Raw genomic sequence first — 14818 nt, forward strand, 5'->3', positions numbered from 1 at the left:
TAATCGCTCCTTTACTGCAGGTTAATATCGAATGCCAGGTCTTCCATGGCATCCGTAATTTTGACATTGCCACCAAGAAACAGTTTGCTACCATAGGCATTGTTCTTGACCTGCTGGTCACTCCAGCCCGCAGCTTCGGCTTTCCCGCTCGCGATCCACGCCTGCCGCTGGGATTCGACGTCTACGTCTGCTTTATTGGCGTACGCATCATCCAGGATGTCATCCGCGGCAAGACCGGCGAAGTAGGCATTCACCGAAGAGAGAAACAAGACCTGATTGTCGTATTTGTTCTTGAATTTCCCTAGATAGTTGTCCTTGAAGGCCGTGGAAATATCGGTACGCATGAGATCCATTGTCTCGATAATAAGGATCTTCTTGAAATCTTCAGAGACATCAGCCGTTAACGTCGTGAGGGAATTCACCCCGCGCGCAATACGAATGACGCCGTCATCGTTGAAAAGGACGAATTCACCGTCGCCAATGGCCGCCTCGACGTCGGTAGGCTCTTCAACGCCTTCAAGATCGGAGAGGACGACATACGTGCTGGAGCGTGTCAGCGGCAGTCCAGCCAGTAAACCCAGCAAGCGCGCAACGTACTTTTCTCCGCTTACAGTCGTGCCACCGACATACGTCACGCTTGTGTTCGTGAAATTCACGATACGCTGCGAATCTGGAGCCAAAGCCTTATGGACGACGGCCTTGATGCCTTTCTTCATCGTCTCTTGTTCCTTCACAAACGCGGCAAGATCCGCTTGTTCATCTGGCGCACCATCCGCAAGGCCGATCCAGTGGTATTTCCGCGATCCCAAAGCCTCAATAGCGTCACCTACTACCGATTCGCTGGCCGTCGCCACGGGAACCACGATGACCTTGCTTCCGCCTCCGGCCAGCACTTGCTTGATATAAGCGACATTCGCCGGAGTAAAGAGCGCCGCATTGATGGACAAGACTGAACTGTACTCCTTGATCGCGTGAGTTGCGTCTGAATTGTCCTTAATAATGAGAACGGCAATTTGTTCCGAGGATCGTGCAATCGCTGACACGGCCAGCTTTTTAAACAGTATTTCAATCGTTGGTAGTCCGATTGTCAATGGAATCACTCTCCCAGTTCGATACTTAATTCCAACATATCCGGCCCCGATTCTCCGACATCGTCCTTCACTTCCAAGGTGTAGATGTCAAAGGAAACCTGCAGCACACCATCCACCTTTACGCTGCTGACGTCGAAGATCTGAACGACAACCCCATCTGCTATCGCGAAGTGGCCGACAAACGCTGATTCCAGCGTCTCCTGAACATCAAGAAGCTCGATCTTATACTTGTTTCGTTCGGTCGGGAAATAATAGATGATGACGGGAACTGTTCGTTCCCGCAGCATCGCCCCGCTTGCGGCGGTATGCACGTCATCGAAATCCACATACAAGCACGGCCGCGGGTAACCTTCGTTAATGTCTTTGCTTTGGATCTGAACGTTCGGTAGGACGGCATGCAGCTTCTCATTGATCGCGAGCGCGATCTGCTTAAGCGTGACCACCTATCTCAGCCCCTTTTCAAGCAGCTCGTCAATAAATGCATCACAATCTTGGGCAAAGACGTCTTCAAATTCTTTACGGGTTCGCTCAAAGACTCGAACCCCCTTGGTGAATCCAACTTCTTCCCCGCTCTTCGTCACGTTTCGATGCCCGTATTCGATAAGATGGGCATGCGGCGAAGAACCGTAGACGCGCACGGCCGTCGCATCCCCTTCGTATTTGTACACTTTGCCGCGCTTGATGCCTTCGATATAGTTGCCGGTCTTATGTTTCGTCAGAAGCTTTGCCTTGGCGAGCGTAGCCCGCCGCAGCTTATTCCCTTCCGCTTGAATGAATTTCCGGGTTTCCTTAGGCATCTTTTTTTCTGCCATTCCGAGCATCTGGTCAGCAAAGCCAAATAGTTCCGTCACGTCAAAATCTTCCCCGCGGCTCATTCAATCACTTCCTCGCAAAAGATTTCAAGCTTCTCGTTTCGGAAATACGGGTTCAAAATAAAGCGGATGTTAAATCGCTGGCCGCGATACCTAAACCACATGTCTGGCGTGATGAAGGCGCCCGACAAATACCGAACATTGACCTTATGGGTGACTTGGCTAAGGACCGTTTCAACTCCTTGCTGGCGCTGCAGGTTACCCGTCTGAGGGATGATCTCCGCTTGGATGCTTTTCAGCAGCCCTTCGGCATAATCGATTTCCTTCAGCTCGTTTTCCAGCTTCACTTTGCCCCACACTTCAATCCTGTGCCGTTGCTTACCCGCATCCATCGGTTATGCCCCCTGACTGGAGACGCAGAGTTGCGTGACGAATACCATGATGACAGGTGGGATCTTCAGTTCCCCATCCGCGACATTGCGATTTTCATAGAACAACGAAACGAGCATATTGACCACGAGCTTGTACAACTCATCGTCCGGCTGCTCCGTAACGCCTGCTTTGAGTAAAAACCGTTTCGCAGCGCCTAAGAAACCGCCGATAAGACTATCGTCGTCATCATAATCGATGCGAAGATAGCCTTTGACTGCTTCGATAGCCGGATCACTGCTCATCGGTTTTATCTACGGCAGGCTTTTCGCCAGTAGCCTGGCCGTTCTGATCCGGCTCCCCCGCTTCGTCGGCAGCGTCTATTGCGACTTCAACGGAATACGGTACAAGCACGATTTTAATGCCGCTGTGCTCTTCCTCAGTTCGAATCTTGTTTGCCAAATCGGCATGCTCTTCCTCATTCAGTGGTACTTTGACCTTGAAGAAGATCACGGTTTCACCGGATGCGTTCATCGCTTGCAGCGCGTCGAGCTTCTCTGCTTTCGTTTTCCTTGCCATGTCCATCCTCACCTTTCATTAGGGGCCTTCCGGCCCCGCTGGATTAGCTTGCCGCGCCTTTCTTAACAATGACCACGCCGTTTGGATCAATGAGCTTTCCGTCCGCAATCAGAATGGCCTTGTCGACCCACTCGTTGGTGTCATGGTCGAAATACCGGAACATCGTCATTTGCATGTTCGAGTTGAAGCCGTAATTGTTCAAGTTGCAATAGATGGCTACGACGTCGCCAGTTGCAGCGTCAGCGAACGGGGTGATGACGTCATCCTCGACCTGAATGACAGTCTTGCCCGCAAACCGCTCTTGCGGCCCTTCCGTAATGCCATAATTGACCCGGCCGATTGGTTGCCCGGCGTCATCCACCATGCCGTTGATATAGCCGTCAAACGTGCCGGAGGCCATCAGGAACGTTGCGCCTGCTTTATATGCTAATGGCATTTTGGCAAGCACTTTCTTCGCCCATTGTTCCCAGCTCGCAAATTCGGTTGGCGACATCGTAATGACTTGTGCAACCGGTACGCGAGGATCGGCTGTAATCCCGAGCATCTTGCCCGTGCCGTTTCCCTTAATGACCGCGAGATCAATGGCTTTCACCATCGCTTCGACAATCAGGTCCGTAATGGTTGTTTCAAAGCCGTCCAGCGTCACGGTGTCCGCGAGCAGGGATACCGACACCTTGCATTCGAGGCCGAAATACGAGAACGAAACTTTCGTATTGGCCTGCACCTTCTGCTTATCCGACACCGCGCCTTCGCCGATCCACGTCGCGACCGGTTTAAGCGAGAGAATCGGAACATCCACGCCTCCCTTGATATTCAGCTTGCGGACCTTGGCGAATACTTGGCCGTAAACCGTGATTTTGCGAATGACTTCGTTCAGGATCGTCGTCGGAATGACCGCCGACACGTCCGCCGTCGTCGTCGTGGCATTCGCACGCAGTTCCGGACGAATTTCCCCAGTCTTTGCAAATGCCATAAACGCGCTGCGGTATTCCGGTGTGCTATGGTAGTCAGCCGGTTCTTGCGAACGTTGCTGCTGTTGCTGACCGCTCATACCGTATGACGCCAATACCTGCGCATGTCCGGGATGCTGGCCGCGCTGTTCCGTGCTGTTTGCTCCTGGCACTTGAAAAGTAGGCTGATTGCGTTGCTCGTCCGGCTGATCTTCCGGAAGCGCATCGATCATGCTGTTCAGTTCCGTAATTTCGCTGTTCAAGGTTTCGAGCTCCGCGTTGATGCTTCGCAGCTCCGCAATTTCCGTTGCCGCTCCCGATCTCGTGACCAGTTCTGCCTTCCGCGCAGCCTTCTTCGCCAGCATTTCTTTCAATTTCTTCTTCATGTGTGTTCACCTTAACCTTTCAATAAGATTTGATTGCGTAGACGCATGATTTCGAGCTCGCTTTCCAAGTTATCCAACTTGGAGGACCGGGCATTTTCCAATGCGGATCGGGCGTTATCCAACGCGCCTTGATCACGAGCATTTATGTCAGTTCCCATATAAGCAGGGAAGTTGACCGCGCTGACTTCAATGACACGATTGATCTTCGAGATGCGACGGGTTGGCATTTTGCTGTCCAGGTCTTCCCACGATTCCGCGCCGATGAAAAAAATAAAAGACATCCCGTCGATGTCTCCCCGCTGCACTGCACTATATAAAGACCGAGACTCCGAATTGTTCTCGACGTCCAGGTTCGCTCGGATATAAAGGCCCGTTTCGTCCGTCTGCAGCTGCATGGTCGAATTCGCATTGTTGCGCCTGCTTCGCGCAAGCGGAATCTTCTGCAAATCGTGATTCGTGCAGAACAGCACGTCGTCAAAGTTGCAGCCGTCAAACGCACTACGCTCGATGACTTCATAAAACCAATCCCCGATCGCGGTCCACTGGTCATAGACCGCGGCATGCCCTTCTATGTTTGTGCCTTCCTCAATAGCCCGAATATCCTTCACGCCGAAGCTGCGCTTCACAGCGCCGGGCGGCAGCTTCAATTTATCCGACATCGTCGTCCCCTCCTTTTGCCGTTGTGCTCTTGCCGGACATTTGATACGCGTTAATGATTCGCGTGTCCGCGTAGTTCAGCGATTGCGTCCGCCGATCGCCGCCTTCTATCGGCGGATAGCCGAGGATCGCAAGCTTCTGATTGTCCGTCAGCAAACCTTGTTCCCCGGCCGTCTTCAGCAGATTCAACTTTGCCATCGTGGACAGGTACATCATGTCCTTGCCATAGAAGATGATCTCGTTTCCGACATCGAGCTCCCGCGGCGTGAAAATCGTCTTGCTGAAGGCCTGCCCGAGACCGAGTACGATCGGCTCCAACGTCTTCTCGTAGAAGGCCTGGTACTGCTCGTCCGTGTAATCGCCGGAGATAATCGCGAGCGAAACGCCGTACCACCGCAAAATCTTACTGTCCAGGAAGTTAAGCGTGTCCTTGTCGATCATCTTCGGGTCAATGGTAAGTGGCGTATAGTCGCCTTTCAGATCCAACGTCAGAATGCCGGACTTCCCGTCCTCGATGGCCGCTTCCAGGCGTAAGCGCTCCGCTTTCTGCCCGTCGGTATCCATCATCGTGTTCACCTTCATGATGCCTCGCACGGACATGCTGGTCTTAACGCCCTTCTCCAGTCCCTGCAGGACGGCGTCATTAATCTGCAGCACCTTTAGCAGCGCAGCATTGTCGGGGTTTCCGTTTGCACCGCCGCCCATGAGATCGTTCGCCGCGAATTTCTTGCGCACATGAATGATGTCCGAATAGAGCAGCGTGAAATCTACGCCGGAGCTGAAGTAAAACTTAATGAGCAGGTTTCCGAGCTCGTCGTTTAGGAACTCGACCCGCGTCGGATTCAGCGGGTACAACGCCCGATAATGTCGCTTGTCGCCCGGCAGACTGTCATAGACCGGGAACACGAATGCGTTGTCGTTGAAGTAAAGCAACCAAACAACCTTTTCAAGGAATTCCCGCGTCGTCATCAAATCATTCGGCGCGAAGCGAAACAGGCGGTTTAGCGGGCCATTCGGCATCGTCTGCATGCCTTGTTCATCCGTTCGAATATGCCGCGGCTGCAATTTACTAATTTCCGTTGCGATTGCGCCGATACAGTTTTGAACAACATCGGATAAATAAATATCCTGGCCGAATTGACTGAAGATCGGGATATACCCGTTCATCATCTTGGCTCGCATGGCTTCTTTGCCCTTCCAGAACAGCCCTTTAAAGTTATCGATAAATGCCATTTCATCACCTCGATTCGTTAACGAGCTGCAGGAACTCCGTGCGGTTGTCCATGTAGACCTTGTACACGAAGATGAGCGTCAGCGTGCCGTCGATTTTCTTGTCATCCTTGCCTTGAATCTTCACGGGCCGGATTTCCATCTTGCCGTTCATTTCAAGCGCCGTATTCTCCAAGCACCACCGGTCAATCGGATGTTGGTTATAGTTAATGAGCTTGCTCTGCAGATCGGTCCGAACCATCTTCATGGGTTCGCTCAGGCTGCCCCAATCCTGACTGATCCGCACCATCTCGAAGCCCGTTTCCTCCATCTCTTTGACCCAATAGATTGCCGACCACTTGTCATACCCGACTTTATAGAACCGAATGCCATAGTCTTTGAACAAACGGTAATACCAGGCGGTAACGTGGCGGAAATCATTCTCGTTGCCGTCAGAAACGGTTATTAATCCCTTGGCCAGCCATGCTTCATATTTTTCCCGATCCTCTTTCGAGAGGTTCGGGATTTTCGATTCCGGAATGAAGTATTGTTGCATGGTGTATTTCTTCCCGTTCTTCATCAGCAGCGCCCTGGCGGAAGCAAGGTCACCGGACTTGGACAAATCGACGCCGCCGATCGCGAACGCCCCGCGGAATTCTTCAATGTCGAAGACGTCTTCGCTGGAAATGTCCTCGTCTGTTAGCCACGCCGCGGCATTGTTCTGCTTGATGTTGAAGTCCTTGGCAAGAACGAACGCCCGCATTTCCTGATTTGTCCGTGCTTCATCGAGCATTCGCCTAGTGAAGCTCCATTTCTTTATGGTTCCAAGCCCAGGGTTACTCTTCACATGCGTTTTCTCGTCCTGCCAAACCTCTTTTTCACTGTCCTGCGTATACAGCCAAATCAGCCACCGTGGCCGCTCCAGTTCCCCGTTCAATACCTGGCGTGCTTCCTTCATTCGACCGTCGAGATAGCCGTCATTTGTGAATCCTTCCGTCGTCAGTTCAAAATAAAGAGGCTCATCCTGAGTGGACAGAGCCTGACGGATCGGCATGACCGATGTATTGTCTTTCATCTCATGGACCTCGTCGACGGCGCCAACGCCGATGTTTCGGCCTTCCTTCGCGCCGGTCTTCGCGGATATCTTCCGGATGCTGCCTTTGTTGCGGTAACTGAATTTCCCTTTGCGAGTCACCCGTTTCCGGTTTCCGAAGTAGATCCCTTTAATGTTGACCCGCGTTACTTTTTCTAAGGCTGGACTTTCTTCCCGCATGGCATTGATGGCTTGGAACATGAGATCCGCTTGTTCGTAGTCGTTACTGGAACAAAGGATCTTAATGCCCTCCGGCCCGCAGAAGTACTCAGCTAAATTGATTGCGCTGACTAGAGGCGTCTTTCCATTCTTCCGGCCAACCAAGTAGAGCACGTCCTGATGCAGGCGAACCCACCGCCCGACCTCCTCGTCGTAAATCTTGAACGAGTAAATTGCTTCAATGAATGCTTTTTGGAAGAGCATAAGAATGAATGGCTTTCCGGAAAACGGGGCTTCGTAGTGCTTGCACCGCTCTTCGATGAATCTGATCCGCTTGTGCGCTTCTTCAGTTTCAAACTTAATTTCCGGATTTCTAAAATGAGCCTGGAGGAGCTCGAACGTTTGCAGCAACTCTTGCCCGACAAGGATCTCGCCGGATTGGCACTTGGCCATGTATTCGTGCAGGTATGACGTATACGGAGCACTCATTCAAAATCACTCAATTCATCATCCTCTTCGATTTCATTCTTCGACAGGATTCCATTCAGCGTCTTAATGATAACCGCGTACGAGTTAATATTTTTCAAATACTGGCGTGCTGCCTCAACTGGCTTTTGCAAATCGGGGTTGCTCGGATGAATCTTTACCATCCCCGTGATTTCAAGCGCCTGCCGAAGGACGAAATTCTCAGTAGACAAAAAAGCCGCGTCCTCAATCAGGCCCGCGACTAACTTGCTTTTGGAGGGATCAACATCGGCGAAGATTTCGAGTAATTTCGAACGTTCTTGCCGGAATACTTCGGTTTTTTCCAACGTATTTTTCACCTCGACGGATTTCAAAATTTAAGGCGTGTACCAAAATCGTGTCCCCTATACGGTAGTGAACGATATGAATAAAAAAAGACCCCGGGGGGGGGTCTTTTCGTTATATTTTTATGTTAACGCACTAGATATTTTTAAATGAAAATTACTATGCCATTCGAAATACTTTTTCGAACTATTATTCCAGTGCTTTATGTTTAACCCCGCTATATTAGCAATATAACGATCTATCACCATAGTCGTATTCATCTTGCTTGGACTTTTTTCAACTTTACCATTATTTATGGTAATGTAACCTTTCTCGAATAGCTCATCGCATCCGAACTTACACATTGGCATCACGATGTTTTTGTAATCAAGCTTCTCAACATTACTGCATTTAGATCTTTTTTTAATATGTGCTGCCACAAGGACATCAACCGGATACTCGTGACTACAAATTCCGCAATGACCGACTTTTTTGTTATTGAACAACTTTCTTCTCAAAAAGGCTTGTTCTTTTCTCGCCGTTGCTTTTACCTTATTGTCTAAGTTATCTTCGGGGTTAAATATTACATCATAATACTCATCTTCATTTATATTAGGATAATATGTAAGACTCTCTAACTCGAATGATTCAAAACATAATTGACTTTTCTCCTCATCCAAAACTGTGAATCCTTGAATAACATTATTTGCTGCATAACCAACTGCCACATTAAACTCCTCGTACGGAATAGTTACATTTTTAATTTCATCTAAAAAATAAATGTATTCCCATGTTTGTCCCGAATCATCATAATTCCACAACTCAGCAGCAAGTTCTTTATTATGTAGCTTCTTTGAGACAACACCAGAAGCAAAAATCTCGCCTTTTCTAGAAAACAGGGTAACATCACCAGCGCTTATCTTTTCCCATCTCTTATAGTTGCCACCATTTTTACCTGGTGTCACACCCCAAGTTGGAACTTTTCCATCAGGGTACATCTGTGAAAGTTCTTCCATATCTTCTACCGAAAGATGCTTCCTTAGCCTACTTACATGTACCGGATCAGAAATCGTATTCGAATAATGCTCCCTTGCTCCGCTGTTTCCTGCTGGTTGTAAAATTATACGATTCAAGCTAATCCCCCAATTCAGTGTATTTCATTTTATTACCGTACGATTTTTCTACCGGATATTTCTGATTGTTTTTTTCAAGCTTAGATAAGACTGCTTTATTGAGGTCAATCTCTAGACCATTGCTTAGCAATAATAGGTACACCATTATATCTGCTATTTCATCAGATAATTTTTCTTTATCTATTGTCTCGATTTCTAATTCATTTTTCCACTGAAATAACTCAAGCAACTCACTTGCTTCTAAATTAATAGAAATAGCGAGATCTTTGGGATTATGAAACTGTTTCCAATTTCGTTCATCTCGAAAAGCAATTATTTTTTCGAGCAATTCCTCCAAAGTAATCTCCCACCTTCTATTTAAATTAGGACCATTATACCAAATTTCATTTTCAGAATCATTCTCTTTTAAGGAAGAGTATTGTACAAACCCTTATTAATATAGCCTCTCCTTTCAGTCTTAACTTCGATCCTCATCTACTTCAAGCACATTAGCTGCGCTAAGTATAAGGTCTAATATTTTTTATAATCTGATGCTTTATTATTTATTGCTTCCCTCCGATAAAATAGATAATTAACATGTCAAGCAACGAAAGAGGAAATGATATGGTTAAACAAGTAGTTCAAACCGTCTATAAGCAAACTAGAACAGATTTCTGTAAACATTGTAAGAAGCGGCTTCAAGAGGCACAAGAAGTTAGTTTAATGATATTTCATGGCTCTGGAAAGAAAAGAGTCCACTCTGGCTCGATAGATATAACTGCTCATAAATGCACGACCTGTGATGATTGGATTATAAGTGATAAGGTCTATAACTCTGTTAAGAAAAGGGTGGAAGCTCCTCATCGAATATTAGTAATTCTCAAAAGGACTTATGTTCCAATAAAACCCGCCTCTCACATTATTCCCGGCTTTAACAAGTACGGAAAGTTTTTGCATGGAAAAAGTCATAATGATACTAACCAGTAAGTAAGGCGGCTTCCGCCTTTTTCTTTATGGTCGATATTGATCAAACCATTTTTCAATGTAACTTCTCCATTCAACTTTTCTCTGCACTCGATCCTTATCCGCATAGAGAGTAGTTAGACATTCTTCCCTGCTCATTTCACAATAAACTAACTCAGCACCAAGATCATCGGCTAATCTTTCACGCTTAAATTTATCCGCGAAACCTCCAATTATCCAGGCCGTTCCCCACTTACCCAGCCTCGTCCGTATGTTATCTATTAATAGGTTATGCACACCGATAACATTTCCAAAAAGATTGTCGGGCTTGTCATAGTAAGGAAGACCGGAAATTGCTTCATATAGTCTGTCCACATCTACTACAAGATCGCCATGTGCGAGATGCTGTCGAACGAACTCTTGCATCCCAGCAAAAGGTGGACCGTATACGAGAAACACTTCTTTATTTCCCTGATAGCCGAAGCGCTTGTGCGCTTTGTTGTGGCAATCGTGGCATATCAATTCGACTTTGTCTGGGTTCAAACAAATGCTGTAATCATGCACATTTTCCGGCGTCAGCTCGATCTTGTGATGACCAATAATATCGACCGCTCGCAGTATCATATGCCCGCATCGTTCGCACTTGCTGCCGCGCTCTAGAATCAGTCCCATTCGAAAATTGCGCCATTTCAATGAGGTATAGAATTTATGAAGGATAGCATACCTTGCCATATCACCACGCCTGTTCTTCCATGTTTTTAATCTCAAGTTGCTGCTTCTTGATGCGAAGCGCCGCTTCTTCTTCAGACAACGCCTTCGTTCTCAGCTTCAACTTCATGTCGATTAGCTTGGCCTTCTTATCTTGCATACGCGTTATCGCTTCTTCAATCGACAGGACACGTTCAAGCACTGGATGCTTCTTTGCCTTCCGTTCGACTTCCATCATGATTGGTTCGAGAACCGGCACCATTGTGAGATTGCCTTCAGCATCAAACTCTGGAATCTCCCCACGTTTCTTCTGACGAACAACTTGGCTTGTCGTCTGGACAGAGTCACCGCCCCATCCCTCGAGCGCCTTTTCCCGATACTGAAGTGCCCGGCGAATCCGTAGGTCTAGGAACCGAATCTCATTGTTGAGCTGGCCGACAGGGTCCGTATCGACTTGAAAGAACAGCTCTCGTTCAAGGTCCTCCAGTGTGTCATTCCAAATGGTCACGTAGTCGCCATGTTTAACAGCATTCTCGTTTCGCTTCGGCGCTCCCGGCCCGCCCTTGTTCCCTTTTGCATTCTTACTTCCCTTTGGAGCCCCCGGCTTTCTCAGCTCTTTGGGGAGTGCCTCCCATTTGTCTATACACTTCCACTTTCGCACTTGCCCGCTAGACGTCCCCAACGCTCGCGCAATGGCCGCAGGCTTAAGTGTGCGGTTACTATCCAGCCATAGCTTCAGGGCGCGTTTACGCAGCGGACTTCGCTCTCTAGACATAACAACAACCCACCGCCACGATAATTAAGTTTGTTTTCACAATTTGGAGCAATGAGGAACGCGCTTCGCCCGCTCTACCATCTGCAAATGAAGCCCGTTCATCCCTCTGTTCCCCCAATAACTGGTTTTGGAGTGAACCACAATGAATATTCTGTTGCACTCGTTAAAATCGTGATTTCCTTGTCCTGTCAAGCTTCTTCCCGCTTACAGAAAATGAGTGCGACTCAGTACATTTTGTGGAGCACCCAAACGCATAATTGCAGCGTCCATCATGTCCTGAGTGACACCGATATAGCGTAATGTGATGGCCGGATCGCTATGTCCGTACATCTCCATTAGTAACGCGAGGTTCCTTGGATCTTGCATATACAATTGGTAGCCCCAAGTCTTCCGCATCGTATGACAACCGATCTCTAGGAGATCAAACTGCCGAGCAGCTTGGTTCAGCATTTTATAAGCTGTACTCCTATCAAATGGCTGATCCTTAAGCCTGGTCTTCTTCTTTCGTTGCCTGCTTGGGAAGAGGAAATCATCGTCGATCATATCAGCAACGTATCGATCAAGGTCTTCACGAATACCTGGATGTATGATGAATCTCTTCCTGTGTTTGTTCTTTTGTTCCTTCATGTTCACATGGGTTCCGCGAACCATTCCAGCTCGTAGCAAACGCAAATCGCTTACCCGAAGACCGCTATAAATACCAAAGCAGAAGAACAGATAGTTTCTAATGCTTCGCGCCTTTAAATAAACCTTAATTCCCTCAATTACCGATGGATTTCGAATGGGTTGAACGAAGTTCATGACGTCACCATTTTAGTCCGTGTCTAAACTCTTTCCGGTTACGCGGATACCTCTTGGGAGAAAAAGGCGCTATTTTTTTCGCGAACCAGTAACAAGCGATATAGATCATGATTCTTCACCTTCCTTCGGACACTTCGGCTTAAGGCAAAACTGCTTTGACGCTTCCCAGCGACCCCACAAGCATCCTATGCACTTAGCCGGTTGCATCTTTGTATTATCGATTGGTTTTCTTTTCGTTGAGTATCGCAACCGACTAAGCCCCCTTAAAATAAAAATGCCGCAATGCGGCCAATAATGTAAGTCGTTCATAACAACACATGAATGTATTCATGTGCTGTTATAAAAAACTTAAGGGCATCAAACCCAACCTCACACCACACGCTTGGCGATTAACGCCTAAGGTCAACTGACCCACCGCATGGCCGAGTCCTACATATAATAAGGGTACAGTAGGTATCACCCGGAGCTCTTGCTTGAGCTCCTTTATGATCCAACTGTACCCTGCAGGCACTCTTATTTTTGACGCTGCTTTCGCGCCAATCACACGCATTTTAGCCCCATAAAATCAATGTATTTGCGATGGACTCAATTCCTTTGTTAATTTTCCGATCCACCGTCGACGGGTGCCATAGTTCAAAGCGTGCGATCGTTACATGATGCGGCTGGCCTTTGATGTACCGCAGTTCAATCATTCGCCGTATTTCGTCTTCTGTAATCAGGTTCACCGCGCGCTCAATTTTTTGCAGTTGCTTCTTATAAGCAGAGTAAAGCGCTTGTTGTTTTGGAGCAACCAGGTCGGTGCCGTTCCGATCGAAGTCATCCACGATCATTTTCATACGCCGATAGCGAGAGAGTAACGACTTTGCGACCTTCAGGTCATCCTTTTGTGCGGTCGGAAATAATTCCATTTGATTCTCATTCTCTGCCAATGCCAACATTCCCCTCGTCCTCTCTCTATGCTATATTTAAGAGTGACGAGTAACCCAGTGCCCCGGAGGCAGTTCCCCAACAGATTCCGGGGTATTTCTTATTCCTTGGCCATATTTACGATCAGTCTTCCCCTCCCATTTATTTCTGTATTCAGACCTGCACTTCAAGAAGTTCCCGAACCTGGCCTCCGAGAAACTCTGTATATGCCGGAGGTATTGCTTCGGCCAGTTCATCCCGCGTCATCCAATCTATTCCTCCCATAGCAAACCCCCAATAAAGAGTTATCTGTTTTGCGTTGAGACCCCGCACTCCTCCACTTCCGCAAATGGATATGCTGCCATCTTCGCCAATCCCATTACCTGCGCTAGGCGTCTTCATCTTCATTCGATCTATGTCCGGCTCTACAAGAGGCAAGTTACTTTCGAACCAACGTTCCCGCTGCGTATATAGATTCTTGAATTGTGAGCCGAACAGTTTTACCGGATTAATCAATGGGGCTCCTGCAACGTTCTCGATGATGTACGGCTTCCCGGTTGCATTCAGTAGTTCGCGGGTTGCCGGAATAAGATCCACGTGATTGCCATATGCGCCGTTGTTTCTGGCTTTAGCTAGTAACCTAGCTTTGCTATGAACCTGGCATGGAGGGCTAGCAGCGAAAAATGTAAATTGGCTTATAAAGTCCTTATCTTTCAGAATCTCAAGTGCATCTGCTTGTATGAATTCAAACGGATAATTAGGCTGCGGTTTAATATCCACTCCGACCACTTCGAATCCTGCTCTCGCATATCCAGCCGAACAACCTCCAGCCTTACAGAATAAGTCCAACATCTTAGGTTTCATTCTTGGTTCCTCCTTAAAAATTCAATTCCAGTTGCCCGCCAACCACGTCCTCTACAAAGTGAAACGGCTCAGAGATGCATTCCAATCCGCCGCGTTCCAGGATGCTGCCTGCCGAGCTGCTCCAAGTATAGGCAGCGTTGCAGTATGATGTGACGACAAAGGATTTGAGTCGGCCTTCATGTATGCCAGCGAAACGATTATCATCGGTTAATGCAATAATTTCGATGTCGACTTGGCAGTTTTGAATAGCTTTTTTCACAAGTGCGTGCTTTTGTTCATATTGATTCATACGTTTCCCTCCTGACAGATCGTCGACTCTTTCGATTACGACTTGCCTGTTCTCGCAATTCGAAATACTCTTCTCCCCATATGCCTCCTTTGCGCGGAGAAATCATCTTTTTTCTCGATCTATCGATGATCAAAAGCGCAACCTCATCGGGCTCGCGGTTTAGTTCCTGAGAGATTTCAAAGACTGGCATTCCGTCTAACCATAATTGCTCAAAGCGTTCTACCTCTCGTTCGTCCCATGAAAAATCCATCTCTTCACAGGCGAGGTATAAGTTTAGCCGCGCTTTTTGCATTGTCATTCCTCCTT

Annotated in this window: 21 protein-coding genes; 1 reads left to right on the top strand and 20 read right to left on the bottom strand. The window is 47.9% G+C overall.

What is annotated here, in order from left to right; translation table 11 throughout:
- Positions 1–11: 11 nt before the first annotated feature.
- The 10 genes from AC0YNU_RS26995 to AC0YNU_RS27040 are packed head-to-tail and all read right to left on the bottom strand — an operon-like array spanning position 12 to position 7569.
- Positions 12–1091: a phage tail sheath C-terminal domain-containing protein gene (locus AC0YNU_RS26995; RefSeq protein WP_475762070.1), complete on the bottom strand. Its 1080-nt coding sequence runs from the start codon at positions 1089–1091 to the stop codon at positions 12–14.
- A gap of 5 nt (positions 1092–1096) precedes the next feature.
- A complete protein-coding gene (locus AC0YNU_RS27000; protein WP_475762072.1) occupies positions 1097–1534 on the bottom strand; it encodes a phage tail terminator family protein in 438 nt (145 codons plus the stop codon).
- Positions 1535–1966 carry an HK97 gp10 family phage protein gene (locus AC0YNU_RS27005; RefSeq protein WP_475762074.1) on the bottom strand — a complete coding sequence of 144 codons (432 nt, stop codon included), beginning with the start codon at positions 1964–1966 and terminating at the stop codon, positions 1535–1537.
- Entirely contained in the window at positions 1963–2295 is a 333-nt protein-coding gene (locus AC0YNU_RS27010; protein WP_475762076.1) for a phage head closure protein, read from the bottom strand. Before AC0YNU_RS27010 ends, AC0YNU_RS27005 begins: the two co-directional genes overlap by 4 nt.
- 3 nt (positions 2296–2298) lie before the next feature.
- Complete coding sequence (locus AC0YNU_RS27015) at positions 2299–2577, bottom strand: head-tail connector protein (protein WP_475762078.1); 279 nt, start codon at positions 2575–2577, stop codon at positions 2299–2301.
- The gene (locus tag AC0YNU_RS27020; protein WP_475762080.1) at positions 2567–2851 is read right to left on the bottom strand and encodes a hypothetical protein; all 285 of its coding nucleotides are present in this window, start codon (positions 2849–2851) and stop codon (positions 2567–2569) included. The genes AC0YNU_RS27015 and AC0YNU_RS27020 overlap by 11 nt, the downstream gene beginning before the upstream one ends.
- A 43-nt stretch (positions 2852–2894) precedes the next feature.
- Positions 2895–4187 carry a phage major capsid protein gene (locus tag AC0YNU_RS27025; RefSeq protein ID WP_475762082.1) on the bottom strand — a complete coding sequence of 431 codons (1293 nt, stop codon included), beginning with the start codon at positions 4185–4187 and terminating at the stop codon, positions 2895–2897.
- 11 nt (positions 4188–4198) lie between these two features.
- Positions 4199–4846, bottom strand: coding sequence for an HK97 family phage prohead protease (locus tag AC0YNU_RS27030; protein WP_475762084.1), 648 nt, complete (start codon positions 4844–4846; stop codon positions 4199–4201).
- Complete coding sequence (locus tag AC0YNU_RS27035) at positions 4836–6077, bottom strand: phage portal protein (protein WP_475762086.1); 1242 nt, start codon at positions 6075–6077, stop codon at positions 4836–4838. The genes AC0YNU_RS27030 and AC0YNU_RS27035 overlap by 11 nt, the downstream gene beginning before the upstream one ends.
- A gap of 4 nt (positions 6078–6081) precedes the next feature.
- Complete coding sequence (locus tag AC0YNU_RS27040) at positions 6082–7569, bottom strand: terminase large subunit (RefSeq protein ID WP_475762088.1); 1488 nt, start codon at positions 7567–7569, stop codon at positions 6082–6084.
- Between AC0YNU_RS27040 and AC0YNU_RS27045 the strand changes: the two genes are divergently transcribed.
- A complete protein-coding gene (locus AC0YNU_RS27045; protein ID WP_475762320.1) occupies positions 7486–7776 on the top strand; it encodes a hypothetical protein in 291 nt (96 codons plus the stop codon). The genes AC0YNU_RS27040 and AC0YNU_RS27045 overlap by 84 nt on opposite strands.
- Positions 7777–7790: 14 nt before the next feature.
- On the opposite strand, the gene AC0YNU_RS27050 is transcribed toward AC0YNU_RS27045, so the two are convergent.
- The 10 genes from AC0YNU_RS27050 to AC0YNU_RS27095 form a co-directional block, all read right to left on the bottom strand.
- The gene (locus AC0YNU_RS27050) at positions 7791–8117 is read right to left on the bottom strand and encodes a hypothetical protein (RefSeq protein ID WP_475762090.1); all 327 of its coding nucleotides are present in this window, start codon (positions 8115–8117) and stop codon (positions 7791–7793) included.
- Positions 8118–8237: 120 nt separating this feature from the next.
- Positions 8238–9227 carry an HNH endonuclease gene (locus tag AC0YNU_RS27055; protein WP_475762092.1) on the bottom strand — a complete coding sequence of 330 codons (990 nt, stop codon included), beginning with the start codon at positions 9225–9227 and terminating at the stop codon, positions 8238–8240.
- Between the two features lies 1 nt (position 9228).
- Entirely contained in the window at positions 9229–9564 is a 336-nt protein-coding gene (locus AC0YNU_RS27060; protein WP_475762094.1) for a nucleotide pyrophosphohydrolase, read from the bottom strand.
- A 653-nt stretch (positions 9565–10217) separates the two neighbouring features.
- Positions 10218–10841 (bottom strand): HNH endonuclease family protein, encoded by a 624-nt coding sequence (locus tag AC0YNU_RS27065; RefSeq protein ID WP_475762096.1) that lies wholly within the window; start codon positions 10839–10841, stop codon positions 10218–10220.
- Between the two features lie 61 nt (positions 10842–10902).
- Positions 10903–11652, bottom strand: a complete 750-nt coding sequence (terS, locus tag AC0YNU_RS27070; protein WP_475762098.1) for a phage terminase small subunit — start codon at positions 11650–11652, stop codon at positions 10903–10905.
- Between the two features lie 204 nt (positions 11653–11856).
- Complete coding sequence (locus AC0YNU_RS27075; protein ID WP_475762100.1) at positions 11857–12453, bottom strand: tyrosine-type recombinase/integrase; 597 nt, start codon at positions 12451–12453, stop codon at positions 11857–11859.
- Between the two features lie 551 nt (positions 12454–13004).
- On the bottom strand, positions 13005–13391 hold the full coding sequence (locus AC0YNU_RS27080; protein WP_475762102.1) for a hypothetical protein: 387 nt from the start codon (positions 13389–13391) through the stop codon (positions 13005–13007).
- A 142-nt stretch (positions 13392–13533) separates the two neighbouring features.
- On the bottom strand, positions 13534–14223 hold the full coding sequence (locus AC0YNU_RS27085; protein ID WP_475762104.1) for a DNA cytosine methyltransferase: 690 nt from the start codon (positions 14221–14223) through the stop codon (positions 13534–13536).
- Between the two features lie 13 nt (positions 14224–14236).
- Complete coding sequence (locus AC0YNU_RS27090; RefSeq protein WP_475762106.1) at positions 14237–14512, bottom strand: hypothetical protein; 276 nt, start codon at positions 14510–14512, stop codon at positions 14237–14239.
- Entirely contained in the window at positions 14499–14804 is a 306-nt protein-coding gene (locus AC0YNU_RS27095; RefSeq protein ID WP_475762108.1) for a helix-turn-helix domain containing protein, read from the bottom strand. The genes AC0YNU_RS27090 and AC0YNU_RS27095 overlap by 14 nt, the downstream gene beginning before the upstream one ends.
- Positions 14805–14818: the final 14 nt, after the last annotated feature.

This window comes from Paenibacillus sp. J31P316 (assembly GCF_056269105.1).